This window comes from Streptomyces lavendulae subsp. lavendulae (assembly GCF_002803845.1).
GTDB lineage: Bacteria > Actinomycetota > Actinomycetes > Streptomycetales > Streptomycetaceae > Streptomyces > Streptomyces lavendulae.
This window is the reverse complement of record NZ_CP024985.1, coordinates 6,890,718-6,916,859: the sequence shown is the minus strand read 5'-3', so window position 1 is coordinate 6,916,859 and position 26,142 is coordinate 6,890,718. Positions and strand designations below refer to the sequence as shown.

Genomic DNA, 26,142 nt, shown 5'->3' with positions numbered 1-26,142 from the left:
GGCCGCGACGGAGGTTCGGAGGAGGAACGACCGGCGAACACCGCGCGACGGCCGGAACCGGGCGGCCGGGGGGAGACCTCGGGCCGGACGGCATCCGTCCCGGGGGCTCCGGCGCCGACGGCCCGTCGGGCCTCACGCGTCCCGTCGGGCCGTCACGCGTTGGGGCGCAGGGTCCAGACGACGGTCATCTCGCCGGTGACGGCCTCGTCCTCGCGCTGGATGGCGATGGTGACGGGGAACTCCGGGCGGCCGCCCGCGTCGAGTTCGGCCACGACGTCGGCGGCCGGGCGGCCGAGGGTGGCGGTGGCGGTCACGACGCCCTTGGCCAGCTTCTTGTAGCCGATCTCCGCGCGGACGGCCAGCGGCACGGCGCGCGAGAGCTGGTCGCCGAAGGCGGCGAGGACGATGGCGCCGCTCGCGGACTCGGCGAGGGTGAACATCGCACCGGCGTGCGGGCCGCCGACGTGGTTGTGGAAGGCCGGCTGGTCGGGCAGCCGCACGACCGCGCGCTCCGGGGTGGTCTCGATGAATTCGAGGTTGAGGGTGCCCGCCATCGGCACGGTCTGGGCGAGCAGTTCGCCCACGTTCATCTGGTCTGCGCTCATGGAACGCGATGTTACCCACGAGTAGACAGGCTTGACCAGACCCGGTCAGGGGGCGGCCGTGGCTCCCCGCACCCCCGCGCACTATCGTTACCGGCCATGTGGCCAGGACAGCAGCAGCCGCCCGGGGGCGAACACAACCCTCAGGACGCGCAACAGAACCCGTACCAGCAGCAGCCGGGGCAGCCGAACCCGTACCAGCAGCCGCAGCAGCCGGGACAGCAGCAGCCGGGATTCGGACAGCAGCAGCCCGGCTACGGGTACCCGCAGGCCGGGTACCAGACGCCGCCCCCGGTCCAGCCGTGGGGCCAGCAGGCTGCCCCGCCGCCCCCGTCCTCCGGCGGCGGCAAGTTCTCCACCCGGACCGTGGCCATCGTCGCGGCCTCGGCGGTCGTGGTGGCGGCGGCCGGCACCGCGGCCTTCGTACTGACCCGGGACGACAAGAAGGACGACCGGGCCGACGACAAGCCGCCGGCCGCGTCCGTCTCCGCGTCGGCCCCCGTCGCGCCCAGCCCTGCCGCCCCTTCGGGCAACCCCCGCGCGGGCGGCGCGCCCCAGCCGGTGATCCCGGGCTGGAAGGTGGTCGTCAACACGAAGTACGGAGCCGCCTACGACGTGCCCCCGGACTGGGAGGTCCCCGAGTCCGGCGTGATCATCTTCTTCGAGGACGAGGTCAAGAAGGACGGTTCGCCCGTCATCACCATGTCCGGCACCTCCAGCCTCAAGCGGGAGTGGTGCACGGTCGACACGGACAAGAACGGCAGCCTGGAGAAGTTCTCGCTGGCCGACACCGGCATCAAGGGCGCCCAGGGCGCCAAGGACACGGCCCAGGTCGCGACCGACAACACCGGCTCGTGGGTCTGGGCGGCCTACGCCCAGAAGGAACCCAAGGGCACGGTCAAGGTGACCGACCCCAAGGAGTACACGACCTCCTCCGGGCTCAAGGGCCACATGGTGATCGCCACCGCGCCCAACGTGAAGAAGGAGCACAAGTGCTCCACCGACGGCAAGGCGGTCGGCTTCGGCTTCAAGAACGCGGTCGGTGACTTCGCCAGCTTCGTGCTGGTCGGCCCGGCGGGCGTGAAGGACGAGGTCCAGGCCGACGTCTACGACAAGATCCTCAGCTCCATCCGGCTCACCGCGAGCTGATCCCCGCGGCCCGGCACCGGGCCGGCGCTCCAGCCGTAATCGGTTTGGAGTACCGGCCCGGGCAGGGGATAGTCCGTGGGTGAGCCCTTCGCCGACCGCCACCCCCCACGGCCCGCCGCGCCGCCGCCCCGCCTGGGCCGGCCGCAACTACAGCCTGCTGACCGGCGCCGCCGTCATCACCAACCTCGGCAGCCACGGTGCGCTCATCGCCGCCGCCTTCGCGGTCCTCGAAGCCGGGGGCTCCGGCGGGGACGTCGGCCTCGTCGCCGCCGCCCGTACGCTGCCCCTCGTCCTGTTCCTGCTCGTCGGCGGCGCGCTCGCCGACCGGCTGCCGCGGCACCGGGTGATGGTCGCCGCCAACGCCCTCAACTGCCTCTCGCAGGCCGCCTTCGCCGTCCTCGTGCTCACCGGGGACCCCCAGCTGTGGCAGATGATGCTGCTCACCGCGCTGTGCGGCACCGGAACGGCCTTCTTCAACCCGGCCGCCGAGGGGATGCTCCTCTCCAGCGTCTCGGGCGAGCACTCCAACCGCGCCTTCGCGCTCTTCCGGATGGCGATGAACGGCGCCGGTATCGGCGGCGCGGCCCTCGGCGGCGCCCTGATCGCGGCGATCGGGCCGGGCTGGGTGCTGGCCGTGGACGCGGCGGCCTTCGCGCTCGCCGGAATCCTGCGCGCCTTCCTCGACGTGGGCCACGTCGCCGAACGGGCTCCGGGCGGCGGCCTGCTGGCCGACCTGCGCGAGGGCTGGGTGGAGGTGCGGACCCGCCCCTGGCTGTGGAGCATCGTGCTCCAGTTCTCCGTGGTCGTCGCCGTCGTCGGTGCCGCCGAGGCGGTCTACGGACCCCTCGTGGCCCGGGACCGCCTCGGCGGGCCGGCCCCCTGGGGCATGGCCCTGGCCTGCTTCGGCGCGGGCACCATCGCCGGGGCCCTGCTGATGATGATGTGGAAGCCGCGCCGCCTGCTCCTGGTCGGCACCCTGTGCGTGTTCCCGCTGGCGCTGCCCTCGGCGGGGCTGGCCGTACCGCTGCCCGTGTGGGGGCTGTGCGCGGTGATGTTCGTCAGCGGCGCCGCCATCGAGGTGTTCGGCGTGAACTGGATGACCACCATGCACCAGGAGATACCGGAGGAGAAGTTCTCCCGGGTCTCGGCCTACGACTGGTTCGGCTCGGTCTCCATGCTCCCCCTGGCCACCGCCCTGGCCGGACCCGCCGAGACCTCCTTCGGCCGCACCACCGCCCTGTGGGGCTGCGCGGCACTGGTGGTCCTGGGCACCGCCGCGGTGCTGTTCGTCCCCGACGTCCGCCGGCTGACCCGCAAGCCCCCGCCGGTACGCTCCCCCGCACCCGCGGCCCCGGAAGCCACCCCGGACACCGCCCGGGACGCCGCGCACGGCAGCGCCGCCGGGGTCGCCTGAGGAACGGGCCGGGCTCAGCCCAGGCTGAACGCCCCCTCCGGCGGCTCCGGCGAGGCCACCGCGTCGGCGTCCGGCACCGCCCTGGCCCCGCGCACGAAGCGGGCCAGCGCCTCCCCGTGCTCCACGCGGGCCGGGAAGGCGTCCCCGGCGCACCGCCGGGCGAGGCCGGCCACCGGAAGGGGGGCGTCCGAGGCCAGCAGCACCGCGTTGCCGAAGCGCCGGCCGCGCAGCACGCCCGGCTCCGCGATCAGTGCCAGTTCCCCGAAGACGGCCCCGAAGTTCGCCAGCTGGGACCTCAGGAAGGCGAAGGGCGCCCCGTCCGCCAGGTTCGCCGCGTACAGCCCCCCGGGCCGCAGCACCCGGGCCGCCTCCCGCGCGTACTCCACCGAGGTGAGCTGGGCGGGCACCCGCGAGCCCCCGAACACGTCGGCGACGATCACGTCCGCGCTCCGCTCCGGGGCGCGGGCCAGCCAGCTCCGGGCGTCGGCGGTGTGCACGCTCACGTCCGCCCCGGCGGCCAGCGGCAGGTGTTCGGCGACCAGTTCCACCAGGCCGCCGTCGAACTCCACCACCGTCTGCCGGGACCCGGGCCGGGAGGCGGCGGCGTAGCGCGGCAGGGTCAGGGCGCCGCCGCCCAGGTGCAGCAGGTCCAGGGCGGCCCCCGGCCCGGCCGCACAGTCGAGCACGTGCGCGAGGCGGCGTACGTACTCGAACTCCAGGTGCTCGGGCTCGTCGAGGTCGACGTACGACTGCGGGGCCCCGTCCACGGTGAGCAGCCAGGCCCGCTCCCGGTCCACGTCCGGCATCAGCTTGGCGGTGCCCTGGCCCACTTCCCGGATCACCGGGATCTGTTCGTCGCTCACCCCCTCATTGTCAGGCCCCCGCCGGACCCTCCCAGACCTCCCGGGCCGCTTCCGCGTGGGCGGCGGCCTGGGCCAGCCCGGCCCGTGCGGCCGGGTCCCGGCGGGCGGGGTCGAGCACGTTGCGCCCGAAGACCTTGCGGGCCCCGGGCGACGGGGTGATCAGCAGCACCCGGGCTCCGCCGGCCCGCAGCCGCGCGGCCTGTGCGGACGGGGCGGGGACCTTTCCGGAGCCCATGGCGACCGGGGCGATGATCACCACGCGGCGGTATCCGGCGGCGAGGTCGGCGTTGGTGGCGGAGCGGACCCCGCCGTCGACGAACCGGCGCCCGCCGATGGTGACCGGGGGCCACACCCCGGGCACGGCGCAGCTCGCCGAGACCGCGTCCACCAGCCCCGCGTCCCCGTCCCGCTCGAAGGCGGCGAGCTCCCCGCTCAGCGCGTCGACGGCGGTGACGACCAGGCGCCGCTCGGGCCACTCGTGGGAGACCAGCCGGGCTTCCAGCACCGCGCGCCGTTCCGCCTCGTCGGCGGTGTCGGCGGCGAGCGCCATCGCGCCGACCCGCCTGCGGTAGCCGGCCGCGTCGCGCGAGCGGGCCATGGCCAGGGCGTAGCGGGCGATGACGCCCGCGCCGATCCGGGCGGCGGCCTCTCCGGAGGCGTCGCCGAGCTGGCGCTCGTACAGCTCCTGCGGGGTGAGCAGCCCCGAGGCGACCTGGGCGCCGACCACCGAGCCGGCCGAGGTGCCGACGACGAGGTCGGCGCGGAAGAGGTCCACTCCGGCGCGGGCGAGCCCGTAGAGGATCCCGGTCTCCCAGCCGATGCCGGTGAGCCCTCCGCCGCCGAGCACCAGTGCCGTGTCGCCGCCCATCGCCGCCCCGCCCCTCTCTCGTCGGCGTGCGCACGCGTGCGCACGCGTGCGCACGCCGTGTGGTGACGGCAGTCTGGCGCAGGGCGAGCGCCGTCACCACACCGGGCCGGGCGGTCCGGTCAGCCGACCGCCGTCACCGTGCCCGCGCCGACCGTGCGCCCGCCCTCGCGGATCGCGAAGCCGAGGCCGGACTCCAGTGGGACGTCCCGGCCCAGTTCGACGGTCATGGTGACCGTCTCCCCGGGCCGGGCCACACCGGACGCGCCCAGGTCCACGTCGCCGACGACGTCGGCGGTGCGGACGTAGAACTGCGGCCGGTAGCCGGAGGCGATCGGCGTGCTGCGTCCGCCCTCGCGGGCGGAGAGCACGTAGACCTGCGCGGTGAAGCGCCGGGCGGGCGTCACGCTGCCGGGCGCGGCGACCACGTCGCCGCGGCGCACGCCGTCGCGGTGCACTCCGCGCAGCAGCAGGGCGACGTTGTCCCCCGCCTCGGCGGACTCCATCGGCTTCCCGAAGGTCTCCAGCCCGGTCACCACCGTCTCGACCGGCTCGCCGTCGCCGCCGAGCACGCTCACCCGGTCGCCGGTGCGGACGGTGCCGCGCTCGACGGCCCCGGTGACGACGGTGCCGCGGCCGGTGATGGTGAGGACGTTCTCCACGGACAGCAGGAACGGCGCGTCGGTGTACCGCACGGGCATCGGCACGTACGTGTCCACCGCGTCGAGCAGCGCCTCCACCGCGCCGGTCCACCGCGGGTCGCCCTCCAGCGCCCCGAGCCCGGAGACCCGTACGACCGGAGCGGCGTCTCCGCCGTAGCCGTGCGCGGTGAGCAGGTCGCGGACCTCCAGCTCGACCAGGTCGGTCAGCTCGGGGTCCCCGGCGTCGGCCTTGTTGAGCGCGACCACGATGTGGTCGACCCCGACCTGGCGGGCGAGCAGGACGTGCTCGGCCGTCTGCGGCATGACCCCGTCGAGGGCGGAGACGACGAGGATCGCCCCGTCCAGCTGGGCCGCGCCCGTGACCATGTTCTTGATGTAGTCGGCGTGGCCGGGCATGTCGACGTGGGCGTAGTGGCGGGTGTCGGTCTCGTACTCGACGTGCGTGAGGTTGATGGTGATGCCGCGCCGGGCCTCCTCCGGGGCCCGGTCGATGCGGTCGAACGGGACGTAGGAGGCGCCGCCGCGCTCGGCGAGGACCTTGGTGATGGCGGCGGTGAGGGTGGTCTTGCCGTGGTCGACGTGACCCATGGTGCCGATGTTGAGGTGCGGCTTGGTGCGGGTGAAGGCCGTCTTGGCCATGGTTTCTTTCCCGTGTTCGAAGCGTGGACGGGACCCCTGGAGCGAGCCGACCCTCCCCCTGCGGGGTCCGCCGGACGATCCGGGAAGGGTCAGCTTCGTGCGCCGTCGAATGCGGCGAAGGGTGCCGCCGCGAAGGCTTCGGCGAGGAAGCCCGCTGCGGGGAAGGAGTCCTGGGCAGCCTTCGGCGCGTCCGCGACTGCGGACGGCGCTGCGGGGAAGGCGTACCGGGACATGTCCCCGATCCTGCCGGACCGGACCGGGGGCGTCGAACGAATTTCCTTGTGCCGGGCGCCCGTTCGCGGCGGAGCGGCCCGCCGGGCCTACAGGTTCTTCAGGGCCTCGCGCACCGACAGCGGTGCGAGCAGCGCCCTTTGGTCCGTGACGAAGGTCCGGACGGCTTCCGGGTCCGTCTTGGCGTACTCGCGCAGGGCCCAGCCGATGGCCTTGCGGACGAAGAACTCCGGGTGGCCGGCCCGGCGGTGGCAGTACGCGAACAGCCGCTCGGCGTCGGTGGCGGACTTGTACGCGAGCTGGTGCAGGAGGGCGGTGCGCACGAGCCAGATGTCGTCGTCCTCGATCCAGGCGTCCATCACGGCGGTCAGCGCCGGGTCCGCCGCCACCAGCGGGCCGACCGTGTGGGCGGCGAGCAGGTCGACGGTGTCCCACCAGGACCCGGTGACGAGCAGGTGCCGCACCACGGGCAGGAAGCCGGAGGAGCAGCGGGAGACGTGGCGGCGCAGGTAGTCCACCGCGAAGTACCGGTACTCACGCTGCGCGAGCTCCCAGCAACGCAGCGCGAGCGCCGCGCAGTCGGCCTCCGTGGGCGGCGGAGTGTCCTTCGTCACGCTGCGGGACAGTGCGCGGCGCTCCGGGGTCCGGATGCCGAGGAAGGGGGAGACGTCCTTCATGTACGCGGCCATCGGCGCGGCCCGGCCGGGATCCGCGGCGGCCCCGTACGCGGCGGTGAGCCGTTCCAGGAGGAGGTCCGCGAGTGGGCTGTGCGGGATCCCGGGGGGTCTTCGCGTGTTCGGCCGCATGAGGCCCACATTACGGCGCGGTGTCACGGGGCTCGGTTAGTCTCCCGGAATGTCCCTCCTCCTCGCGCCGTGGACCCGGCTGTCGCTGCTCGTCGTGCTGCTGGTCTCGGCCGGGGCGTGCGTGGTCCTCTACGAGCCCCAGCGGTTGCTGTCCCGGGGCTGGCCGCCGGAGCTGCCGCTCGGCGCGGGGGTGCTGCTGTTCGCGGCTGCGTACGGCCTGTGCACGGCGGCGTTCGTGCCCCGCCCGCTGCTGAACCTCGCGGCGGGGGCGGTCTTCGGTTCCGCGTTCGGGCTGGTGGCGGCCGTGGGCGGGACGGTGCTCGGCGCCGCGGTCGCCTTCGGCCTGGGACGGGTCCTGGGGCAGGAGGCGTTGCGCCCGTACTTGCGCGGACGCTGGCTGCTGGCTGCCGACGGCCAGCTGAACCGGCACGGTTTCCGGTCCGTGCTCGCGGTGCGGATCTTCCCCGGCGTGCCGTTCGCCGCGGCCAACTACCTCGCGGCGGTGTCCCGCTGCGGCTGGCTGCCCTTCCTCCTCGCCACGGCGCTCGGCACGGTCCCCAACACCGCCGCCTACGTGATCGCGGGGGCCAGTGCGGCCTCGCCCGGATCGCCCGCGTTCCTCGTCTCGTCCGGGTTCATCGCGCTGTCCGCCGTGGTCGCCGGCGCGGTCGCCTGGCGCAAGCGGCACCGCCTCGCGCCCCCCGCCTCGGAGGCTCCCGCGCACCGGCCGCGGGCTGTTCACCCCCCTGTGGTCACGGCCGCTCCGCACGGGCCCTAGCATCGGACCCGAACTGCCCGACGATCACAAGGACGAGCGCACCCCGACATGAGCTGGTTCGAATCCCTAATCCTCGGTCTCGTCCAGGGGCTTACGGAGTTCCTCCCGATCTCCTCCAGCGCCCATCTGCGGCTGACCGCGGCGTTCGCCGGCTGGCACGACCCCGGTGCGGCCTTCACGGCCATCACCCAGATCGGCACCGAGGCCGCCGTCCTCATCTACTTCCGCAAGGACATCGCGCGGATCATCTCCACCTGGTTCCGCTCGCTGTTCACCAAGGCGCTGCGCTCCGAGCAGGACGCCAAGATGGGCTGGCTGGTCATCGTCGGATCGCTCCCGATCGGCGTGCTGGGCCTGCTGTTCAAGGACCAGATCGAGGGCCCCGCCCGTGACCTGCGGCTGACCGCCACCACCCTGATCGTGATGGGTCTGATCCTCGGCTTCGCCGACTGGCTCGCCTCGCGCGACGAGCAGGGCGGCCGCCACCGGGTCGTCCACCAGCGCAAGACGCTGAAGGAACTGGGCGTCAAGGACGGCCTCATCTTCGGCGCCTGCCAGGCGATGGCCCTGATCCCGGGCGTCTCCCGCTCCGGCGCGACCATCTCCGGCGGTCTGCTGCTGGGCTTCACCCGCGAGGCCGCGGCCCGCTACTCCTTCCTCCTCGCGATCCCGGCCGTGCTGGCCTCGGGTGCCTTCGAGATCAAGGACGTGATCGAGAGCCCCGGCCACATCACGTGGGGTCCGACGATCTTCGCCACGGTCATCGCCTTCTTCGTCGGCTACGCCGTCATCGCGTGGTTCATGAAGTTCATCTCCACCAAGAGCTTCATGCCCTTCGTGATCTACCGGATCCTGCTCGGCATCGTGCTGTTCGCCCTGATCGGCGCGGGTGTGCTCAGCCCCCACGCCGGCGAGTCGGGCTCCTAGCACCGGCGCCGCTCACCCCCTCGCGGTGAATCGGAGGCCGTCCGGGAACGTTCCCGGGCGGCCTCCGCGTCGTTGTGCCCGGAGACAGGAACAGCATCAGGGGGTGTCCCATGAGCCGTGTGGTACTGGAACGATTTCCGGCCGGAAGTCCGAGGGGGAGCTGGCCGGCCGAGGAGTACGCCGCGCAGCGGACGCGCGAGGGCGTGCCGGCGGAGGTGGTGATGGACCTGGCCAGTGACGCGTTCCTGGTGGTGGTCCGGCAGCGGGAGGCGCGTCCCGGGCGCTGACGGCCGTCACCCGAGCCGCCCGGACACCGCCCGGCGGACGTCGCGGGTCCGATCACCGGCGCGCAGCGACTCCGGGAACCCGCCCGGGCGGTGGTCCGTCGGCCATCCGGTGGCCGCACGCCCCTTGGCCTGGCGGCCCCGCAGCCCCACACTGTCCCGATGACGCAGCGTGTGGACCTGGCGACGGTAATGGACCGGCTGGCCATCGACGAGGTGGTCTCGGGGTACGCGGCGGCCGTCGACGACGGGGACTGGCCCGGCTACCGCGCCCTGTTCACCCCGGATGGACGGGCCGACTACCGCTCGGCGGGCGGCATCGAAGGGCCCGCCGGGGAGGTCGCGGACTGGCTGCGGCGGACCATGCCCCTGTTCCCGGTGCGCCAGCACCTGATCGTCAACCGGCTGGTCCGCCTGGCGGACGAGGGCGGCTCCCCCGGGGACACGGCGCGGGTCCGGGCCGACTTCCTGAACCCGATGCGGCTGGCGGGCGAGGACTTCGACGGGACGGTCACCGCCCCGAACTTCGTCGCCGCCGGCCGCTACGCCTTCGAGCTGGCCCGCACCGCCGAGGGCTGGCGCCTGAGCGGGGTCACCGTGCACGAGAAGTGGCGCCGCCTCTCGGAATGAAGGCCGGGGCCCCGGGCCCCACACTGGAAGCGGAGGTGCGCATTGGTCACGGAGCGGACCCGGTGGTGGCGTGCGGCCGGGGCGGTGGCGGCCGGGGCACTGCCCTGCCTCGCCTTCCCCGCCCCGGCGCTCTGGTGGTTCGCCTACGTGGCTCTCGTGCCCTGGATGCTGCTGCTGCGCTCCGCTCCCACCGGGCGGCGGGCCGCCCTGGAGGGCTGGCTCGGGGGCGCCGGGTTCATCGTGGCGGTGCACCACTGGCTGCTGCCCAGCCTGCACGTGTTCCTGCTGCCGGTGGCGCTGCTGCTGGGGGTGCTGTGGATCCCCTGGGCGCTGCTGGTGCGGGAGCTGCTCGGCGGGGCGCCGCACGGGTGGCGGGCGGCGGCCGCGCTGGTCCTCGTACCGGCGGGGTGGCTGCTCTCGGAGCTGGCCCGGTCCTGGCAGGGGCTGGGCGGGCCGTGGGGGCTGCTCGGGGCCAGTCAGTGGCAGGTGCCGCCGGCGCTGCGGCTGGCTTCGGTGGGCGGGGTGTGGCTGGTGAGCCTGCTGGTGGTGGCGGTGAACTGCGCCCTGGTACTGCTGGTCGCCGTACCCCGCGCGCGGGTTCCCGCGGTGGCCGCCGTGGCGGGGTGCGCGGTGCTGACGGGGGTGGTGTGGCTGTGGCTGCCGCGCCCGGAGGACTCGGGCGGCGTGCTGCGGGTGGCCGTGGTGCAGCCGGGCCTGATGGGGGACGGCCCGGACGGGGCCTCCGGCCCGACGACGGCCGGGACGACGGGGACGACGGGGACGACCGGCACGACCGCGACTGCGACTGCGGCGTCGGCGGCGGCCGATGCGGCCCAGCGGCGGTTCGACGCGCAGGAGCGGCTGACCGGAACGCTGGTGGGGCGGCGGGTGGACCTGGTGGTGTGGGGCGAAAGCAGCGTCGGCGCGGACCTGGCGGCCCGGCCGGACCTGTCCCGGCGGCTGGCCGCCCTCTCCGCGCGGGTCGGGGCCCCGCTGCTGGTCAATGTGGACGCCCGGCGCTCGGACCGGCCCGGCATCTACAAGAGCTCCGTGCTGGTGGGCCCGCAGGGACCGACGGGTGAGCGGTACGACAAGATGCGGCTGGTGCCCTTCGGCGAGTACGTGCCGGCCCGCGCGGTGCTGGGGTGGGCCACCTCGGTGGGCAAGGCGGCCGGCGAGGACCGGGTGCGCGGCGCCGCCCCGGTGGTCATGGGGCTGCCGGACGGCACCCGGATCGGCCCGCTGGTGTGCTTCGAGTCGGCCTTCCCCGACATGAGCCGGGAGCTGACCCGGATGGGTGCGGCGGTCCTGGTCGCACAGTCCTCCACCTCCACCTTCCAGCACAGCTGGGCTCCGGCCCAGCACGCCTCCCTGGGGGCGCTGCGCGCGGCCGAGAACGGCCGTCCCTTCGTGCACGCCACCCTCACCGGCGTCAGCGCCGTGTACGGCCCCTCGGGCGGGCGGATCGGCCCGGCCCTGTCCACGTCGGCGAGCACGGCGGCCGTGTACGAGCTGCCGCTCGCCCGGGGCACCACCCTCTTCGTGCGCTTCGGGAACTGGCCCGGGGGCGCCGCGGTCCTCGCGCTGGCGGCGTACTGCGCGCTCCGCGGCGCCCGGGCGGTCAGGCCCGGGAGGCCTGCTCCAGAGCCGTCAGCACCACCCGCTCGCACAGTTCGTGGGTCAGCAGCGCGTCCCGGGCGCTGAGCACCTTGCCGGCCTCCACGGCCTCCAGGAAGGCGTCCACGGCCTGCTCGATGCCGCGCTGGCGGGCCACGGACACCCAGTCCCCGCGCCGACGCAGCGTGGGCTGGCCCCTGTGGTCGATGACCTCGGCGAGGTTGAGGACCTGGCGCTTGGAGTCCTGTCCGGAGACCTCCAGGACCTCCTCGGTGGATCCGGAGAGCCGGTTCATGATGCCGAGGGCGGTGAAGCCCTCGCCGGACATCTGGAGCACCACCTGGTGCATCAGCCCCTCGCGCACCACGGCCCGCACGTCGATGTGGTCGGCCTCGCCGGGCAGCAGGAAGCGCAGGGTGTCGACGACGTGGATGAAGTCGTCGAGCACCAGGGTGCGCGGGTCCTCGGGGAGCCCGACCCGGTTCTTCTGCAGGATGATCAGCTCGCGCGGGTGGTCGGCGCACTGGGTGTAGCCGGGCGCGTAGCGGCGGTTGAAGCCGACGAAGAGGCCGACCCCGAGCTCCTCGGCCAGTTCCACCAGGCGTCGCGAGTCCTCGTAGGCGTAGGCCAGCGGCTTGTCCACGTACGTCGGCACGCCCGCCCGCAGCAGCCCCTCGACGATCTCGGGGTGGACGGCGGTCGGCGCGTGCACGAACGCGGCGTCGAGGCCCTCGGCGAGCAGGGCGTCGAGGGTGGTGTGGCGGCGTTCGCGCGGGACGTGGTGGACCGCGCCGATCCGCTCCAGCGTGGCGGGAGTGCGCGTCTGCAGGTGCAGTTCGACTCCGGGGCGGGTGGTGAGGACGGGCAGGTACGCCTTGCGGGCGATGTCGCCGAGTCCGATGACGCCGACCTTCACCGGGTGCCTCCTCAAATGTGCCGTATGGGATGGCGGCAGCTTAATCCCTGGTGGGAGGGGGCGTGTTCGGTCAGGATGACGGCCATGACATCCGATGGATCACACCGCACCGAACCCTCCACCACCGCCGGCGAGCGGGACATGCTGGACGGGTGGCTCGACTACCACCGTGAGACGCTCGCCTGGAAGTGCTCCGGGCTGACGGAGGAGCAGTTGCGCCTGACCCCGCTGAAGCCCTCCGGGCTCAGCCTGATGGGCCTCGTACGGCACATGGCGGAGGTGGAGCGGTACTGGTTCCGCGAGATCTCGCTGGGCGAGGACCTGCCCGAGCTGTACAGCACCCGGGAGGACCGGGACGGCGACTTCCACTTCACCGCTGCCGACACCTGGGCCTCCGCCGAGCGCGTGTGGCGGACCGAGGTGGAGCTGGCGCGCCAGGCGGCCGCGGGCCGTTCCCTCGACGAGGTGTCGGACGCCGCCGTCCACCACCGCGGCGAGGTGTTCAGCCTGCGCTGGATCTACACCCACATGATCGAGGAGTACGCCCGCCACAACGGGCACGCGGACCTGCTGCGCGAGCACATCGACGGCGTCACGGGCGAGTAGGCCTGTCCTCCGGACATCCCCTCCCCGTCACCCGTGCGGGGTGAATATCGGTCCAGGGTTTTCACAACGGGGTCCTCGCACAGCAGAGTTGCGCGGGTGCATCCAACCCGAACCTCGACGAAACTGCTCCTCGGGGCCGCCTGTGCCGCCTCCGCCGTCTCCACCGTCTCCGGCTGCGTGAGCGTGGGCCCCGGTCCGGGGCGGCCGGCGACGGCCCCCTCCGCCGGGGCGGTGCCCCAGTACGAGCCGCGCGGGGGGCCGGGGGCGCTCCCGGTGGTCGTCCAGGCGCCCGCGCTGGAGGCGCTGGGGGCGGTGCCGGGCGGAGCGGGGCGGCCGTCGGGCCCGACGGCCGCGGCCCGGGGCACGGCGCGCACGGCCGCGCCGGCACCATCGGGGGCCGCGGAGGGCGCTGAGGCCGCTCCCCCGGTCCCGGACATCCCGGAGCCCCGCAAGCCCGCCCGGGGCGCCGAGGGTCGCCGTGGGGGCCGTCCGGACCCCCTGCGGAAGGACGCCCGGGTACCGCGGGAGCTGATGCGGGAGCTGCCGGTCCGGCCGGCCGACGTGTGCGCGCTGGGCAGGCGGCACGGCCGGTGGCACCCGGACAGCCCGGAGGCCCGCATCTGCGCGGGCGTCCACGACAGCTGAGGAACGGCCCGGGCGGGCCGCAGGGCCGCAGGGCGGGACCGCGGGACCCGGGGGCCCGGCCTCACGGCCCGCCCCCCCCGGGGCCTACGGGGACTGCTCCGGGAACGGCCGGGGACCCTGCCCCGGCTCCGTCGCGAGCCGCCGCTCCAGGCGGGCGATGGCGGCCCGTACGCCGTTGCCGTACCCGTCGTCGGAGAGCCCCCCGGTGGCCGCGCGGGCCCGTGCCAGATGTACCCGGGCCGCCTCGGGCCTGCGGAGTTTGACGTAGTCGGCGGCGAGGCTGAGGTGCAGCTGCGGGTAGAAGGCGCGGACCGCTTCCCGGGGCCGGTCCGCGAGTCCCTCGGCGGCGGTCAGCGCCCTCAGGTCCCAGGCCAGTTCGTCGCCGGGGTCGTCCTGGGCGTCGGCCAGGTAGTGGGCGAGGGTGCAGCGGTGGAGGCCGTCCCCCTCCTCGCCGATCTCGGACCAGATCTCGCCGAGCCGGTTGCGGGCCTCCTCGCGGTCACCGGCGTGCAGCAGGATGACCGCCTGGCCGATCCGGGTCATGACGGCGTCCTCCGACGCCTCCTGCTGCTCCCTCAACGCGGCCTCCGGCTCACTCCGCCGGACCCGCTCCGGTCCGGTCGTCACGAAGCTAACCGGAGGCGGCGCCCCTGGCGCCGAGGCGCGGTGTGGCGTCAGCCCAGGTCCGGGATCCGCCAGTCGATCGGCTCATGGCCCTGGGCGGCGACGGCCTCGTTGATCTGGGTGAAGGGGTGGGAGCCGAAGAACTTCTTCGCCGACAGCGGCGAGGGGTGGGCGCCCTTGACGATGACGTGCCGCTCCTCGTCGATCAGCGGGATCTTCTTCTGGGCGTAGGCGCCCCAGAGGACGAAGACGACCGGGTCCGGGCGGTCGGACACCGCGCGGATCACGGCGTCGGTGAACTTCTCCCAGCCCTTGCCCTTGTGCGAGTTCGGCTCGGCCTCGCGGACGGTGAGCACCGCGTTGAGCAGCAGGACGCCCTGGCGGGCCCACGGCATCAGGTACCCGTTGTCCGGGACCGGCAGGCCGAGCTCCTCCTTCATCTCCTTGTAGATGTTGCGCAGCGAGGGCGGGGTCTTGACCCCGGGCTGCACGGAGAAGCACAGGCCGTGCCCCTGGCCCGCGCCGTGGTACGGGTCCTGTCCGAGGACCAGGACCTTCACCTTGTCGAACGGCGTGGCGTCCAGGGCCGCGAAGACCTGCTCGCGGGGCGGGTAGACCGGCCCGTTCGCCCGTTCCTTCTCGACGAACTCGGTGAGCTCCTTGAAGTAGGGCTGCTCCAGCTCCCCGCCGAGAACGGGGAGCCAGGACTCGGGCAGCATCTGGGTCACGTCGACAACCTCCGGTACAAGTTCGTGCAACTGCTTCGTGCAACTGCTCAGAACCTACCGGGGACCACTGACAACGCCGCGACCCGGGCACCGCCCGCGGACGTCACCAGCTGGTCTTGCGGTACAGCTCCCACATCTGCATGGCGGTCTGCGGGTCCAGGGCCCGCTCCGCGCCGGCGATGTCCTCGCGGGCGCCGACGTAGAGCTTGCCCTGCCACAGGGGCAGCAGGCGGACGTCCTGGGCGAAGATCTGCTGGGCCTGCTCGAACTCCTTGACGCCGGCCGAGCGGTCGCCCTCGCGGCGGGAATTGGGCAGGAGCTCGTTCACGATCGTGGCGGGCTCGTAGGGGGTGCCGACCGCGTTCTCCTTGCCGACGAACGGCGCGATGAAGTTGTCCGGGTCCGGGAAGTCGGGGAACCAGCCGCGGCCGAAGACCGGGTACTCGCCGTTCTTGTAGCCGACCTGGAATTCCACCCAGGGCTTGTTCCGCAGCGTGATCTTGAAGAGGCCGCTCTCGTCCAACTGGCGCTTGAGTTCGGTGAACTCGTCCGCGGTGGAGCCGCCGTAGCGGTCCGAGGTGTACCAGAGGGTCAGGTCGACCGGAGTGGAGACCCCGCCGTCCTTGAGGATCTTCTTGGCCTTGTCGACGCTGGGCTGGCCGTAGAGGTCGTAGAACGGCGTCTTGTGGCCGACGACCCCCTTGGGGACCATCGAGTACAGCGGTTCGGCGGTGCCCTGGTAGACCTTGGTGACCAGCGCGCCGCGGTCGACGATCTGGGCGATGGCCTGGCGCACGGGGAGCTTGGCGACCTGCGGGTCCTTGGGGTTCAGGACCAGGTAGCGGATCTCCGCGCCGACGTTCTCGACGACCTGGACGCCCGCGTTGTGCGAGGCCGGGCTCTGCAGGTCCTTGATCTCGGGGGCCGAGAGGCCTCGGTAGGTCGCGTCGATCTCCTTGGCCTTCAGGGCCGCGACCATCGCGTCGGACTTCTTGAAGTAGCGGATCGTGACGCCGTCGTTGTGGCGGTTGGCGAAGCCCTGGTAGGTCTCGTTGCTCCCCAGGACCGCCTCGGAGCCCGCCTTGTACGAGGTGAGGACGTAGGGGCCGGATCCGGTGACCTTGCCGTCCTCGCGCACCTTGTCCGCCGGGTACTCCTTGGGCGCGACCAGCGAGGCGGCCGGCGAGCCGAGGACGAAGGGGAAGGTGGCGTCCGGGGTGGTCAGGTGGAAGACCACGGTCAGCGCGTCCGGGGTCTCGATCTTGTCGAGGGAGTTGAAGAGGCCCTTGGGGCCGACCTTCGAGTCGATCTTCCTGATCCGGTCCAGGGAGTACTTGACGGCCTTGGCGTCGAGCGGCTCGCCGTCGGAGAACTTCAGCCCCTTGCGCAGCGTGCACCGGTAGGCGGTGTTCGCCGTGTCGGTGAAGTCGCAGTTCTGGGCGGCGTCCGGCTGGGGCTTGGTGCTGCCCGTGGGGAACGCCAGGAGGGTCTGGTAGACGTTCCGGTACAGCTCCCAGGAACCGTCCCAGGCCGCCGCCGGATCGAGGGTGCTCGGGGCGCTCGTCGTGCCGACGACGATCCTCTTGGCCTTGTCGCCGCTGTCGTCGGAGAACAGACCGCATCCGGCGAGCAGGGATATGGACGCAAGGGCCGCAGAGACCTGCAGGCATCTGGTCCGGTTGAACACGTGCACGCTCCTCGATCAGCCAGGGGTGCGGCAGACCCTACCGCAGTACGTCACAAATCCAATGGGCAGGTTTCGTGAGGCACTTGACCGATTACGTGCATATTAGATACGCATTTGCCTCCCTCGGGGAGGCAAATGCGTCCGTTTATCGGTCAGTGGACTCCGGCATTGAGGAACATGCCTCCGTCGACCACGAGGGTTTGTCCAGTTACCCATTCCGCTTGTGCAGATGTGAGGAATGCCGCCGCGCCCCCGATGTCCTCCGGGACCCCCAGCCGGCCGAGCGGGTACGCCGCGGCGGCCTCCTGCTCACGGCCCTCGTAGAGCGCCTGAGCGAACCTGGTCTTGACCACCGCCGGGGCGATCGCGTTCACCCGCACCCGCGGCGCCATCTCGTGGGCCAGTTGCAGGGTGAGGTTGATCATGGCCGCCTTGCTCATCCCGTACGCCCCGATGAAGGGCGAGGCGGAGACGCCGGCGATGGAGGCGATGTTCACGATCGCCCCGCCGTTGTCCTTCTGCCAGGCGTGCCAGGTCCGCTGGGCGAAGCCGAGGGCCGAGATCACGTTGGTCTCGAAGACCTTGCGCGCGACCCCGAGGTCGAGGTCCGCCATCGGCCCGAAGACCGGGTTGGTCCCCGCGTTGTTCACCAGGAAGTCGACGCGGCCGAAGGCCTCCATCGCGCGGTCCACGGCGACGGCCTGGTGGGCCTCGTCGTGGGCCTTCCCGGCCACGCCGATCACCCGGTCCGCGCCGAGCTTCTCGACGGCCTCCTTGAGGGACTCCTCGTTGCGCCCGGTGATGCAGACCCGGTCGCCCCGGGCGACCAGCGCCTCGGCGATCCCGTAGCCGATGCCCCGGCTCGCGCCGGTGATCAGAGCGACCTTGCCGCTGTCGATGCCGTTGTACGTCATGCCGTACGCCCTGCCTCTCGTGGACGGGTCAGTTGAGCGGGCCGCCGGCCACGTACATGACCTGGCCGGAGACGAAGCCGGCGGCCTCGCCCGTGAAGAAGGCGATGGCGTTGGCGATGTCGTCCGGGCGGCCGACGCGCTGCACCGGGATCTGCGTGGCGGCGGCGGCCTGGAACTCCTCGAAGCCCATGCCCACGCGAGCGGCCGTCTGGGCGGTCATCTCCGTCACGATGAAACCGGGGGCGACCGCGTTGGCCGTGACGCCGAACTTGCCCAGCTCGATGGCCAGGGTCTTGGTGAAGCCCTGCAGACCGGCCTTGGCGGCGGCGTAGTTGGCCTGGCCCCGGTTGCCCAGCGCGGAGCTGCTGGAGAGGTTCACGACGCGGCCGAACTTGGCCTCCACCATGTACTTCTGACAGGCCCGCGCCATCAGGAAAGCGCCCCGCAGGTGCACGTTCATGACGGTGTCCCAGTCGGTGTCGCTCATCTTGAAGAGCAGGTTGTCGCGGAGCACGCCGGCGTTGTTGACCAGGATGGTCGGGGCGCCGAGCGTGCTCGCGACCCGCTCCACGGCCGCCTCCACCTGGGCGCTGTCGGAGACGTCGCAGCCGACCGCCAGGGCCCGGCCGCCGGCGGAGGTGATCGCCTCCACGGTGTCCTTGCAGGCCGCCTCGTCCAGGTCGAGTACGGCGACCGCACGGCCCTCGGCGGCCAGGCGCACGGCGGTGGCCGCGCCGATGCCCCGGGCCGCCCCGGTGACGATCGCGACGCGCTGCTCGGTGGTGGACATGCTGGATCTCCTCGCCGTTGAGAGCGGCCGCCCGAAGGTGAGCAACCGCTTAGTAGCTTCAGCTGAGGAGACGCTAGGAGCCGTGACACCTCGTGTCAACGGCACCCCGGCGCGCGTCCCGCCGATCCCGGCGTCAGCGGACCAGCAGGTCGAGGAGGCGTTCCAGCTCCGCCTCCGGGTCGGCCGTCAGTCCGGTGTGGACCGGACCGGGCTGGACCACCGTGCTGCGGGGGGCGATCAGCCAGCGGAAGCGCCGCCCCGGATCGTCGCCGGCCGCCTGTCCGGCCCGCTCGCCGCCCGCGCACAGGCCCTCGACCCCGCGCAGGGCGGCCCGGACGCCGGCCACGTCGGCCCCCGGGTCCAGCGCGAGGAGCTTGGCCTCGTCGAGGTGGGTGCGCGCGGCGACGTACGCGTGCGCCCGGCAGTAGACGACGACCCCGGCGTTGAAGCACTCGCCGCGCTCCATCCGGGGCACCACGCGCACCAGCGCGTACTCGAACACGTCCCGCTCGGTCACTCGTCGCCGCTCTTCCGCTCGTTCTTGTCGGACTGGGGAGGCAGGCGCTCGGCGAGCCAGCCCGGCGGACCGGACCGCGGCCTGACCTCGGCCTCCATGGTGATCCTCTCGTGGATCGTCGCCGCGCGCGGCAGCAGCGCCTCCACGTAGGCGCGGCGCACCGCGTCGGTGGAGTCGAAACCGGGCTCGTCAACCAGCCATTCGTCGGGGACGTCGGCGGTGACCTCGGTGAGCAAATCCTCGGTCACCAGCGGGGCCAGCTCGGCGGCGGCCGCGGCGATGTCCGGGCCGACGGGGGCCAGGACGTGGTCGGAGGCGTTGTACGGCTTGGCCGCGGCGGCCCGGGCGGTGGGCCAGTTGTGGTGCCAGATCATGGTGGCGCCGTGGTCGATGAGCCACAGGTCGCCGTGCCAGACCAGCATGTTGGGGTTGCGCCAGGACCGGTCGACGTTGTTGATCAGGGCGTCGAACCAGACCACGCGACCCGCCTCGGCCGGGTCGGCCTGGTACGCGAGCGGGTCGAAGCCGATCGAGCCCGGCAGGTAGTCCATCCCGAGGTTGAGCCCGCCGCTGGCCTTGAGCAGCTCCTGGACCTCCGGATCGGGCTCGGCGAGCCCGATGACGGGGTCGAGCTGCATCCCCACCAGCCGCGGGACCCGCAGGCCCAGCCGCTGGGCGAGGCGCCCGCACACGACTTCGGCGACCAGGGTCTTGCGGCCCTGGCCGGCTCCGGTGAACTTCATGACGTAGGTGCCGAGATCGTCGGCCTCGACGATCCCCGGGAGCGAGCCGCCCTCACGCAGGGGCGTGACATAGCGGGTCGCCGTCACTTCTGTAAGCATCGCCCCAGGCTATCCATTCGCCCGGCCCCGCACCCGGACGGCCCGGGCCGGCGGCCCGGGCGCCGCCGGAGGGCGTCAGCGGGCCGGGGTCCACCGGGCGAGCAGGGTCTCGGTCGTGGTGATCTCCGCCACCAGTGCGAGGGAGTTGCGGATCACCTCGGCGGTGCAGGAGGCGGGCACCCCGGCGATCGCGTCGGCGGGCACCACGACCCGGTACCCGAGGTTGACCGCGTCGAAGACGGTGTTGGGGATCGCGATGTTGGAGGAGACCCCGGTGACGACGAGGGTGCGGACGCCGAGGTTGCGCAGGAGGGCGTCCAGGTCGGTGCCGGCCATCGGGGAGAGGCCGTGCAGCCGCCGGACCACCAGGTCCCCTTCGGTCACGGTGATCGGGGCCGCGACCTCCACGGCCCGGCTCCCGGTCAGCTGGCGCACCGGCAGTCTCCCGGCGGCCCGGAAGAGCCGCGCGTTGGTACTGGCCCCCAGTCCGTCCGGCCGCCGCTCGGCGACGGCGTGCAGCACCTGTACGCCGGCCGCGCGCGCGGCGACGGCGAGGGCGGCCACCCGTTCCAGTGTCCCGGAGTCCCGCGCCTCCTTCGCCAGCTCCGGCAGGGCGCTCTCCTCGCCGACGACGCCGTTCTGGCACTCGACGGTGAGCAGCGCGGTGGCGGCGGGATCGGACTCCGGCATGGCTCCCCCTGGCGTGGTGGCGGCGGAGCCCGCATGATTCCTGACACACAGTCAGATGTGAAGGGGCAGGGGCACGATGGACGAGACGCTCGGGGCCGGAACACAGCGGCGGGGCCGCCGCATCATGATGACCGACGAGGAAGTGGACGCCTTCCTCCGCGAGCAGCGCACCTGCCGGGTGGCCACCGTCTCCCCCGACGGCCGGCCGCACGTGGGGGCCCTGTGGTTCGCCTGGGACGGCACCTCGCTGTGGCTGTACTCGATCACGCGCAGCCGCCGCTGGGCCGACCTGCGCAAGGACCCGCGGATCTCGGTGGTGGTGGACTCCGGCGAGTCGTACGACGAGCTGCGCGGGGTCGAACTGTCCGGCAGCGCCGTCTTCGTGGGCGAGGTCCCGCGCACCGGTGAGCCCTGCCCCGAGCTGGCGGAGCCCGAACGGATCTTCCCCGTCAAGAACTTCGGCATCGAGGAGATGCCGCACGACGGCCGCCACGCGTGGATCCGCCTCACCCCGGACTCCGTCGTCTCCTGGGACTTCCGCAAGATCTGACCCGCGGCCTCGGAGCCCCCCGGGGGTCCTACACGGCGGCCGCCGCCTCCTGCAGCGCCGCGACGGCCGCCCTGATGGAGGGACGCCGGCCGGCGTCCGCGCGCCAGACCGCGTACACGTGACGGCGCACGGAGTCGCACACCGGCAGCAGCCGCACGCCCGGCGGCACGGGCCCGCGGCCCAGCCGGGGCGTCACGCACACGCCCAGCCCGGCTTCCACGAAGGCGAGCTGGGTGTGGTGCTCCTCGGCGATGTGCGCGATGCGCGGTTCGACTCCGGTGCCGCGCAGGGTGAACACCAGCCATTCGTGGCAGAACTGGCCCTCGTTCCAGGAGATCCAGTCGTCGTCCGCGAACTCGGCCAGCGAGATCTCCGTGCGGCCGGCCAGCGGGTGGGACTGCGGCACCGCGATGTCGACGGCGTCGTCCAGCAGGTGGATGCGGGTCAGTTCGGCCGGCACCGGCATCCGCTTGTTGTGCCAGTCGATGGCCAGCGCCATGTCGAGGTCCCCGCGCACCACGGCGAGCATGGCCTCCTCCGGCTCCCGCTCCCGCACCATCGCCCGCAGGTCCGGGTGGTCGGCGCGCAGCACGGTGAGCGCCCGGGTCAGCAGCCCGCGCATCGCGGTGGGGAAGGCCCCGATCCGCAACTGCCCGACCGCGCAGCCCCGCTGGGCCTCGACATCGGCCTGGGCCAGCTCCACCTGCGAGATGATCCGGGCGGCGTGGTCGGCGAGCAGCCGCCCGGCATCCGTCAGGCGCACCCCGCGGCCGTTCTTGGCCAGCAGGGGCTGGCCGACCTCCCGCTCCAGTTTGGCCATCTGCTGGGAGACGGCGGACGTGGTCACATGGAGGCCGTCGGCCGCGCCGCTGACCGAGCCGTGGCGGGCCAGGGCGTCCAGGGTGCGCAGGCGCTCCAGGTTCAACATGTAAGCGATGCTACGCGGTCAGCCGGAGGAAGTCTCGCTTGTCCTACGAGGTCCCGCGCAGCAGAGTGAGCACATGAGCGCACCCGCCCCCTCCCGCCCGCCCCGTTCCGGCCCCTCCCCCACCCCCTCCCCCGTCACCGCCCCGGCGGCCACCCCGGCGTCCGGCACGGCGGCCGCCACCGGCACCGGCGGTCTCGACTGGCGGCTGCGCTTCGCCTTCCTCTCGGTCGTCTGGGGCTTCAGCTTCCTCTTCGTCAAGGTGGGCACCGAGGCGTTCGCGCCCTTCCAGGTCGCCTTCGGCCGCGTCCTGTTCGGCGCCCTCGCCCTGCTGGCCGTGCTGCTCGTACGGCGCGAGGCACTGCCGCGGGGAGCGCGCACCTGGGGCCACCTCACGGTGGCGGCGCTCCTGCTGAACACCGCCCCCTTCTCGCTGTTCGCGTACGCCGAGCTGAGCATCTCCTCGACCCTGGCCGGGATCTGCAACGCCACCTCGCCGCTGTGGGGCATGGCGCTGTCGCTGGTCGCCCTCTCCGAGGACCGCCCCACCCGCCGCCGCTTCGCCGGTCTGGGCCTCGGCTTCCTCGGCGTCCTGACGGTCCTCGGCGCCTGGCAGGGCTTCGCGGGCATCGACGCCAAGGGCACCGCACTGGCCCTGCTGGCCTCGCTCTGCTACCCGATCGGCTGGATCTACGTCCGCCGCACCCTGGCGGGGACCCCGGGCTCTCCGGTGGCGCTGACCGGAGCGCAGCTCATGGTGTCGACGGTGCAACTGGCCGCCGTCAGCGCCCTGTTCACTTCCGCCCCCACCGGCTTCCCGCTCTGGCCGACCCTCTCGGTGATCGCCCTGGGCGCCCTCGGCACGGGCATGGCCCTGCAGATGCAGTACGGGCTGGTGACCGAGATCGGCCCGACCACCGCGCAGATGGTCACCTACTTCATCCCGGTGATCGCCACCACCGCCGGCGTCCTGATCCTCGGCGAGCAGTTGCACTGGAACACCCCGGTCGGCGCCGTGGTCGTCCTGGCGGGCGCAGCGCTCACCCAGGCCCGCGCCCGCACGCCCAAGCCCGTCTGAGCCCCCGGCACCCCGGCCACCGGCCGCCCGCCCCCGTCGCACTCCGCGGCGGGGGCGGATCCGTTGCGCCGGCGCCCGCGCGAGGGCACGGGCCGGCCGTTCAGTCGGAGCGGCCGCCGGCCGCCGGGCGGACCGCCGCCGCCACCGCGTCGGCGAGCGGGCCCACCTCCGCCGGGGAGAGCCCGGAGACGGTGATCCGCACGCCGGGCCCCGCCTCGACCCGGAACCGGGCCCCGGCCGTCACCGCCCACCCGGCCGTCATCAGCCGGGTGACCACCGCCGTCTCGTCGGCGACCGGCACCCACACGTTCATCCCGCTGCGCCCGTGCGCCCGTACGCCGCGCTCGGCCAGCGCCGCGATCAGCCCGTCCCGGCGCAGCCCGTACGAGCGCGCCACCGCCTCCTTGTCGAGGGCGCCGGAGGTCCACAGCTCGACGACCGTGCGCTGGAGGAGGCGGCTGACCCAGCCCGGCCCCAGCCGCTGGCGGCCCCGGACCCGGTCGAGGGTCACCGCGTCGCCGGTGAGCACCGCGAGCCGCAGGTCCGGCCCGTACGCCTTGGCCGTGGAGCGGATCAGCGCCCAGTGCCGGGTCACCCCGCTCAGCGGGCGCAGGGGCACGTCCACGATGCCGTGCCCGTGGTCGTCGTCGATGACGAGCACCCCGGGATGCCGGGCCAGCAGCTCCCGCAGTTCCCGGGCGCGATCCGCGCCGACCGCGGCGCCGGTCGGGTTCTGCGCGCGGGCCGTCACCACCACGGCCCGCGCACCCTCGGCCAGGGCCCGCTCCACCGCCGCCGGGACCGGCCCCTCGTCGTCGACGGCGATCGGCAGCGTCCGCAGCCCGAGCGCGGGGACGAGGTCGAGCATGGCCCCCCAGCCCGGGTCCTCGACCGCGACCGCGTCGCCCGGCCGCAGGTGGGCGGCCAGCACCCGCTCGATGCCGTCCAGCGCCCCCGAGGTCACGGCCACGGGTCCGGCCGGGACCCCGTCGGCGTCCAGGTCGGCCCGCGCGATCCGGGCCAGGTCCGGGAGCACCGGGTCCTGGCCGTAGAGGGCCGGCGTCCGCGCGTACCAGCGGGCGGCGGCGGCCAGCGCCGCGTCGAGGGAGGGCAGCAGGGACACGTCGGGGTTGCCCTCCGCGACGTCCCGGACGCCTTCGGGGACGGCCGTCCGCAGGGAGTCGCGCGGTGCCGTGGCGGGCCGCGCCCGCACCCGGCTGCCGCGCCGGCCGTCCGTCTCGATGACCCCGCGTTCGCGCAGGGTGCGGTACGCGGCGGCCACGGTGTTGGGGTTGACGCCCAGCTCCCCCGCCAGTTCCCGCATCGGCGGCAGCACCGCCCCGGGCACGAGCGCGCCGGAGCCGACGCCCGTTTCGATGCTCGCCGCGATATCCGATGCGCGGCGGCCTGTGATCCGATACTCTCCTAGCACAAACGACATTATGCACTAGCACAACGGAGTCCGCACCATGAGCGCCGCCCCGACCGCATACGAACCCACCGACCGCACCGTCCCGACCCGCGGCCGCCCCAAGGCGCGCTACGACCGCGAGACGGTGCACTCGATACTCGACCAGGCCTACGTCTGCCACCTCGGGTTCGTCCGCGACGGCGCGCCCGTGGTCCTGCCGACCCTCTTCGGCCGGGTGGGCGAGACCCTCTACGTCCACGGGTCCACCGGTTCGCGCCCGCTGCTGGCCGCTGGGAAGGCCGACCCGGGCCTGCCGGTCTGCCTGACGGTGACGCACGTGGACGGCCTGGTGCTGGCCCGGTCCGCCTTCCACCACTCGGTCAACTACCGCTCGGTGGTCGTCCACGGCATCGCCTACCAGGTCACCGACGAGGACGAGTGCCGGATGGCCCTGGACGCCCTCGTCGACCACGTCGTCCCGGGCCGCTCGGCCGACTCCCGCCCGGCCAACGCCAAGGAGCTCGCCGCGACCGCGGTGATCCGGCTGGACCTGACCGAGGTCTCCGCGAAGGTCCGCACCGGCGGCCCGAACGACGACGCGGAGGACCTGGGCCTGCCGTTCTGGTCGGGCGTGGTCCCGGTCTCGCCGGTGTACGGCACCCCGGTCCCGGCCGCCGACCTGACCCCCGGCCTGGCGGCTCCTGACTACCTCGCCGCGCTCTGAGGCTCCGGGGCGGTCCCGGCCACCGGCCCGGGGCCGCCCCGGGCCACCGGTCCGCCCCCGGACCCGGCCCGCGGGCCGCGCGCCTCGGCCGCGATCAGCGCGCCCACCGCCGAGAGCAGCAGTACGGTGCCCAGCACCACCGCCCCGGTGAGCCGCTCGCCGAGCACCCCGACGGCGATCGCCGCCGCGCTGACCGGCTCGATCAGCATGATCACCGACACGGTCGCGGCCCGCACCGACGCGGCGCCGGTGAAGTACAGCGCGTAGGCGAGGGCGGTGGGCACCGTGGCCACGTAGACCAGCAGCCAGCACACCCGGCCCCAGTCGGCGGCGTGCGGCAGCAGCCCCTCGACCAGGGCGAGCGGCAGCAGGCACACCGTGCCCACCGCCACCGACCACGTGGTGGTGACCAGGGGGTCCCCGGAGGCCCCGCGCCGCCCCAGCCACCGTGCCCGCAGGGTCATCCCCGCGTACCCGGCGGCCGACAGCACTGCCCAGCCGACCCCGAGCGGCCGCACCTCGCCGCCGCCGGAGCCCAGCACCAGCACCGCCAGACCGGTCAGCGCGCCGACGACGGCGGCCGTTCCGCCCCGGCCCAGCCGCTCGCCCATCCAGTACCGGCCGCCCAGCGCGATCAGCACGGGCCCCGCCCCTAGGGTCACCACGGTGCCGACGGCGAGGCCGGTGTCGCGGACGGCGGCGAAGTAGGCCGCCTGGAAGAGGGTGAACATCAGCCCCGTCCCGATCAGCGAGACCACCGGGACGCGCGGGGCCCGCACGGCGGGTGAAGGCCGGGCAGCCCGGGAAGCGCGCGGAGCCCGCCGCGCCCGCACCGCGCGGCGTACGGCCAGCACGCCCAGCAGGACCACCAGACCGCCCGCGCACCGCCAGAACGACAGGGCGACCGGGCCGAGGTCACTGGCCAGGAAGAGGAGGGAGGCCGCCGCCCCGGCGGTGCCCCAGGCGACTCCGGCGACGACGAGGTACAGCAGACTGCGCCCGGCAGCGGGCGAATGGTTCGACACGTG

General features: G+C 73.7%; 30 protein-coding genes. 12 read left to right on the top strand and 18 right to left on the bottom strand.

What is annotated here, in order from left to right; translation table 11 throughout:
* Window positions 1-152 precede the first annotated feature (152 nt).
* A complete protein-coding gene (locus tag SLAV_RS30980) occupies window positions 153-605 on the bottom strand; it encodes a DUF4442 domain-containing protein (RefSeq protein WP_078950544.1) in 453 nt (150 codons plus the stop codon).
* Between the two features lie 96 nt (window positions 606-701).
* Between SLAV_RS30980 and SLAV_RS30975 the strand changes: the two genes are divergently transcribed.
* Both SLAV_RS30975 and SLAV_RS30970 read left to right on the top strand, forming a co-directional pair.
* Window positions 702-1,751, top strand: coding sequence for a DUF8017 domain-containing protein (locus tag SLAV_RS30975; protein ID WP_030236678.1), 1,050 nt, complete (start codon window positions 702-704; stop codon window positions 1,749-1,751).
* Window positions 1,752-1,830: 79 nt separating this feature from the next.
* Window positions 1,831-3,165 (top strand): MFS transporter, encoded by a 1,335-nt coding sequence (locus SLAV_RS30970; RefSeq protein ID WP_030236675.1) that lies wholly within the window; start codon window positions 1,831-1,833, stop codon window positions 3,163-3,165.
* A 14-nt stretch (window positions 3,166-3,179) separates the two neighbouring features.
* On the opposite strand, the gene SLAV_RS30965 is transcribed toward SLAV_RS30970, so the two are convergent.
* The 5 genes from SLAV_RS30965 to SLAV_RS30950 all read right to left on the bottom strand — a co-directional run bounded on the left by SLAV_RS30965 (window position 3,180) and on the right by SLAV_RS30950 (window position 7,231).
* Window positions 3,180-3,971: a spermidine synthase gene (locus SLAV_RS30965; protein ID WP_051841274.1), complete on the bottom strand. Its 792-nt coding sequence runs from the start codon at window positions 3,969-3,971 to the stop codon at window positions 3,180-3,182.
* A 67-nt stretch (window positions 3,972-4,038) separates the two neighbouring features.
* The gene (locus tag SLAV_RS30960) at window positions 4,039-4,896 is read right to left on the bottom strand and encodes a patatin-like phospholipase family protein (RefSeq protein WP_030236670.1); all 858 of its coding nucleotides are present in this window, start codon (window positions 4,894-4,896) and stop codon (window positions 4,039-4,041) included.
* Between the two features lie 119 nt (window positions 4,897-5,015).
* Complete coding sequence (gene tuf, locus SLAV_RS30955) at window positions 5,016-6,194, bottom strand: elongation factor Tu (RefSeq protein WP_030236668.1); 1,179 nt, start codon at window positions 6,192-6,194, stop codon at window positions 5,016-5,018.
* An 89-nt stretch (window positions 6,195-6,283) separates the two neighbouring features.
* A complete protein-coding gene (locus tag SLAV_RS41620) occupies window positions 6,284-6,427 on the bottom strand; it encodes a hypothetical protein (protein WP_167456806.1) in 144 nt (47 codons plus the stop codon).
* Between the two features lie 87 nt (window positions 6,428-6,514).
* The gene (locus SLAV_RS30950; RefSeq protein ID WP_030236666.1) at window positions 6,515-7,231 is read right to left on the bottom strand and encodes a DNA alkylation repair protein; all 717 of its coding nucleotides are present in this window, start codon (window positions 7,229-7,231) and stop codon (window positions 6,515-6,517) included.
* A 49-nt stretch (window positions 7,232-7,280) separates the two neighbouring features.
* On the opposite strand from SLAV_RS30950, the gene SLAV_RS30945 reads away from it, so the two are divergent.
* The 5 genes from SLAV_RS30945 to lnt all read left to right on the top strand — a co-directional run bounded on the left by SLAV_RS30945 (window position 7,281) and on the right by lnt (window position 11,554).
* Window positions 7,281-8,009, top strand: coding sequence for a TVP38/TMEM64 family protein (locus tag SLAV_RS30945; RefSeq protein ID WP_030236663.1), 729 nt, complete (start codon window positions 7,281-7,283; stop codon window positions 8,007-8,009).
* 48 nt (window positions 8,010-8,057) lie between these two features.
* On the top strand, window positions 8,058-8,936 hold the full coding sequence (locus SLAV_RS30940) for an undecaprenyl-diphosphate phosphatase (RefSeq protein WP_030236662.1): 879 nt from the start codon (window positions 8,058-8,060) through the stop codon (window positions 8,934-8,936).
* Between the two features lie 110 nt (window positions 8,937-9,046).
* Window positions 9,047-9,223: a DUF8839 family protein gene (locus SLAV_RS41615; RefSeq protein ID WP_167456805.1), complete on the top strand. Its 177-nt coding sequence runs from the start codon at window positions 9,047-9,049 to the stop codon at window positions 9,221-9,223.
* 159 nt (window positions 9,224-9,382) lie between these two features.
* Window positions 9,383-9,850 carry a nuclear transport factor 2 family protein gene (locus SLAV_RS30935; protein WP_030236659.1) on the top strand — a complete coding sequence of 156 codons (468 nt, stop codon included), beginning with the start codon at window positions 9,383-9,385 and terminating at the stop codon, window positions 9,848-9,850.
* A gap of 42 nt (window positions 9,851-9,892) precedes the next feature.
* Complete coding sequence (gene lnt, locus SLAV_RS30930) at window positions 9,893-11,554, top strand: apolipoprotein N-acyltransferase (protein ID WP_030236657.1); 1,662 nt, start codon at window positions 9,893-9,895, stop codon at window positions 11,552-11,554.
* On the opposite strand, the gene SLAV_RS30925 is transcribed toward lnt, so the two are convergent.
* A complete protein-coding gene (locus SLAV_RS30925; protein WP_030236655.1) occupies window positions 11,472-12,383 on the bottom strand; it encodes a Gfo/Idh/MocA family protein in 912 nt (303 codons plus the stop codon). The two genes, lnt and SLAV_RS30925, sit on opposite strands and share 83 nt — an antisense overlap.
* An 84-nt stretch (window positions 12,384-12,467) precedes the next feature.
* Here SLAV_RS30925 and SLAV_RS30920 point away from each other — a divergent pair, with 84 nt between their 5' ends.
* Both SLAV_RS30920 and SLAV_RS30915 read left to right on the top strand, forming a co-directional pair.
* On the top strand, window positions 12,468-12,989 hold the full coding sequence (locus SLAV_RS30920; protein WP_030236652.1) for a DinB family protein: 522 nt from the start codon (window positions 12,468-12,470) through the stop codon (window positions 12,987-12,989).
* A gap of 96 nt (window positions 12,990-13,085) precedes the next feature.
* Window positions 13,086-13,634, top strand: coding sequence for a hypothetical protein (locus SLAV_RS30915; RefSeq protein ID WP_063760348.1), 549 nt, complete (start codon window positions 13,086-13,088; stop codon window positions 13,632-13,634).
* An 84-nt stretch (window positions 13,635-13,718) separates the two neighbouring features.
* Here SLAV_RS30915 and SLAV_RS30910 read toward each other — a convergent pair whose 3' ends face one another.
* The 8 genes from SLAV_RS30910 to SLAV_RS30875 all read right to left on the bottom strand — a co-directional run bounded on the left by SLAV_RS30910 (window position 13,719) and on the right by SLAV_RS30875 (window position 20,426).
* Complete coding sequence (locus SLAV_RS30910; RefSeq protein WP_063760347.1) at window positions 13,719-14,213, bottom strand: hypothetical protein; 495 nt, start codon at window positions 14,211-14,213, stop codon at window positions 13,719-13,721.
* Between the two features lie 95 nt (window positions 14,214-14,308).
* Window positions 14,309-14,977, bottom strand: coding sequence for a uracil-DNA glycosylase (locus tag SLAV_RS30905; RefSeq protein WP_030236645.1), 669 nt, complete (start codon window positions 14,975-14,977; stop codon window positions 14,309-14,311).
* A 112-nt stretch (window positions 14,978-15,089) separates the two neighbouring features.
* On the bottom strand, window positions 15,090-16,673 hold the full coding sequence (locus tag SLAV_RS30900) for an ABC transporter substrate-binding protein (protein WP_030236643.1): 1,584 nt from the start codon (window positions 16,671-16,673) through the stop codon (window positions 15,090-15,092).
* Window positions 16,674-16,825: 152 nt separating this feature from the next.
* A complete protein-coding gene (locus SLAV_RS30895; protein WP_030236640.1) occupies window positions 16,826-17,587 on the bottom strand; it encodes an SDR family oxidoreductase in 762 nt (253 codons plus the stop codon).
* Between the two features lie 28 nt (window positions 17,588-17,615).
* Entirely contained in the window at window positions 17,616-18,377 is a 762-nt protein-coding gene (gene fabG / locus SLAV_RS30890; protein WP_030236637.1) for a 3-oxoacyl-ACP reductase FabG, read from the bottom strand.
* A gap of 133 nt (window positions 18,378-18,510) precedes the next feature.
* On the bottom strand, window positions 18,511-18,894 hold the full coding sequence (locus SLAV_RS30885; protein WP_030236635.1) for a DUF3037 domain-containing protein: 384 nt from the start codon (window positions 18,892-18,894) through the stop codon (window positions 18,511-18,513).
* Window positions 18,891-19,736, bottom strand: a complete 846-nt coding sequence (locus SLAV_RS30880; protein WP_030236633.1) for a HipA family kinase — start codon at window positions 19,734-19,736, stop codon at window positions 18,891-18,893. Before SLAV_RS30880 ends, SLAV_RS30885 begins: the two co-directional genes overlap by 4 nt.
* A gap of 75 nt (window positions 19,737-19,811) precedes the next feature.
* A complete protein-coding gene (locus tag SLAV_RS30875; RefSeq protein WP_037688072.1) occupies window positions 19,812-20,426 on the bottom strand; it encodes a cysteine hydrolase family protein in 615 nt (204 codons plus the stop codon).
* A 76-nt stretch (window positions 20,427-20,502) separates the two neighbouring features.
* Between SLAV_RS30875 and SLAV_RS30870 the strand changes: the two genes are divergently transcribed.
* Window positions 20,503-20,976 carry a pyridoxamine 5'-phosphate oxidase family protein gene (locus SLAV_RS30870; protein WP_030236629.1) on the top strand — a complete coding sequence of 158 codons (474 nt, stop codon included), beginning with the start codon at window positions 20,503-20,505 and terminating at the stop codon, window positions 20,974-20,976.
* A 28-nt stretch (window positions 20,977-21,004) separates the two neighbouring features.
* On the opposite strand, the gene SLAV_RS30865 is transcribed toward SLAV_RS30870, so the two are convergent.
* A complete protein-coding gene (locus tag SLAV_RS30865) occupies window positions 21,005-21,904 on the bottom strand; it encodes a LysR family transcriptional regulator (RefSeq protein ID WP_030236626.1) in 900 nt (299 codons plus the stop codon).
* 73 nt (window positions 21,905-21,977) lie between these two features.
* Between SLAV_RS30865 and SLAV_RS30860 the strand changes: the two genes are divergently transcribed.
* A complete protein-coding gene (locus SLAV_RS30860; protein WP_030236624.1) occupies window positions 21,978-22,979 on the top strand; it encodes a DMT family transporter in 1,002 nt (333 codons plus the stop codon).
* A gap of 100 nt (window positions 22,980-23,079) precedes the next feature.
* Here SLAV_RS30860 and SLAV_RS30855 read toward each other — a convergent pair whose 3' ends face one another.
* Entirely contained in the window at window positions 23,080-24,411 is a 1,332-nt protein-coding gene (locus tag SLAV_RS30855; RefSeq protein WP_030236622.1) for an aminotransferase class I/II-fold pyridoxal phosphate-dependent enzyme, read from the bottom strand.
* Between the two features lie 37 nt (window positions 24,412-24,448).
* Between SLAV_RS30855 and SLAV_RS30850 the strand changes: the two genes are divergently transcribed.
* On the top strand, window positions 24,449-25,114 hold the full coding sequence (locus tag SLAV_RS30850; protein WP_030236621.1) for a pyridoxamine 5'-phosphate oxidase family protein: 666 nt from the start codon (window positions 24,449-24,451) through the stop codon (window positions 25,112-25,114).
* On the opposite strand, the gene SLAV_RS30845 is transcribed toward SLAV_RS30850, so the two are convergent.
* On the bottom strand, window positions 25,096-26,139 hold the full coding sequence (locus SLAV_RS30845) for a DMT family transporter (protein ID WP_078950543.1): 1,044 nt from the start codon (window positions 26,137-26,139) through the stop codon (window positions 25,096-25,098). The two genes, SLAV_RS30850 and SLAV_RS30845, sit on opposite strands and share 19 nt — an antisense overlap.
* Between the last annotated feature and the right edge of the window lie 3 nt (window positions 26,140-26,142).

What these genes read in the sequence shown, in the direction of transcription:
- SLAV_RS30980 (WP_078950544.1), bottom strand. Translation starts at nt 605, where the DNA reads ATGAGCGCAGACCAGATGAACGTGGGCGAACTGCTCGCCCAGACCGTG.
- SLAV_RS30975 (WP_030236678.1), top strand. Translation starts at nt 702, where the DNA reads ATGTGGCCAGGACAGCAGCAGCCGCCCGGGGGCGAACACAACCCTCAG.
- SLAV_RS30965 (WP_051841274.1), bottom strand. Translation starts at nt 3,971, where the DNA reads ATGCCGGACGTGGACCGGGAGCGGGCCTGGCTGCTCACCGTGGACGGG.
- SLAV_RS30960 (WP_030236670.1), bottom strand. Translation starts at nt 4,896, where the DNA reads ATGGGCGGCGACACGGCACTGGTGCTCGGCGGCGGAGGGCTCACCGGC.
- tuf (WP_030236668.1), bottom strand. Translation starts at nt 6,194, where the DNA reads ATGGCCAAGACGGCCTTCACCCGCACCAAGCCGCACCTCAACATCGGC.
- SLAV_RS41620 (WP_167456806.1), bottom strand. Translation starts at nt 6,427, where the DNA reads ATGTCCCGGTACGCCTTCCCCGCAGCGCCGTCCGCAGTCGCGGACGCG.
- SLAV_RS30950 (WP_030236666.1), bottom strand. Translation starts at nt 7,231, where the DNA reads ATGCGGCCGAACACGCGAAGACCCCCCGGGATCCCGCACAGCCCACTC.
- SLAV_RS30945 (WP_030236663.1), top strand. Translation starts at nt 7,281, where the DNA reads ATGTCCCTCCTCCTCGCGCCGTGGACCCGGCTGTCGCTGCTCGTCGTG.
- SLAV_RS30940 (WP_030236662.1), top strand. Translation starts at nt 8,058, where the DNA reads ATGAGCTGGTTCGAATCCCTAATCCTCGGTCTCGTCCAGGGGCTTACG.
- SLAV_RS41615 (WP_167456805.1), top strand. Translation starts at nt 9,047, where the DNA reads ATGAGCCGTGTGGTACTGGAACGATTTCCGGCCGGAAGTCCGAGGGGG.
- SLAV_RS30935 (WP_030236659.1), top strand. Translation starts at nt 9,383, where the DNA reads ATGACGCAGCGTGTGGACCTGGCGACGGTAATGGACCGGCTGGCCATC.
- SLAV_RS30920 (WP_030236652.1), top strand. Translation starts at nt 12,468, where the DNA reads ATGACATCCGATGGATCACACCGCACCGAACCCTCCACCACCGCCGGC.
- SLAV_RS30905 (WP_030236645.1), bottom strand. Translation starts at nt 14,977, where the DNA reads ATGCTGCCCGAGTCCTGGCTCCCCGTTCTCGGCGGGGAGCTGGAGCAG.
- SLAV_RS30895 (WP_030236640.1), bottom strand. Translation starts at nt 17,587, where the DNA reads ATGACGTACAACGGCATCGACAGCGGCAAGGTCGCTCTGATCACCGGC.
- fabG (WP_030236637.1), bottom strand. Translation starts at nt 18,377, where the DNA reads ATGTCCACCACCGAGCAGCGCGTCGCGATCGTCACCGGGGCGGCCCGG.
- SLAV_RS30880 (WP_030236633.1), bottom strand. Translation starts at nt 19,736, where the DNA reads ATGCTTACAGAAGTGACGGCGACCCGCTATGTCACGCCCCTGCGTGAG.
- SLAV_RS30875 (WP_037688072.1), bottom strand. Translation starts at nt 20,426, where the DNA reads ATGCCGGAGTCCGATCCCGCCGCCACCGCGCTGCTCACCGTCGAGTGC.
- SLAV_RS30870 (WP_030236629.1), top strand. Translation starts at nt 20,503, where the DNA reads ATGGACGAGACGCTCGGGGCCGGAACACAGCGGCGGGGCCGCCGCATC.
- SLAV_RS30865 (WP_030236626.1), bottom strand. Translation starts at nt 21,904, where the DNA reads ATGTTGAACCTGGAGCGCCTGCGCACCCTGGACGCCCTGGCCCGCCAC.
- SLAV_RS30860 (WP_030236624.1), top strand. Translation starts at nt 21,978, where the DNA reads ATGAGCGCACCCGCCCCCTCCCGCCCGCCCCGTTCCGGCCCCTCCCCC.
- SLAV_RS30850 (WP_030236621.1), top strand. Translation starts at nt 24,449, where the DNA reads ATGAGCGCCGCCCCGACCGCATACGAACCCACCGACCGCACCGTCCCG.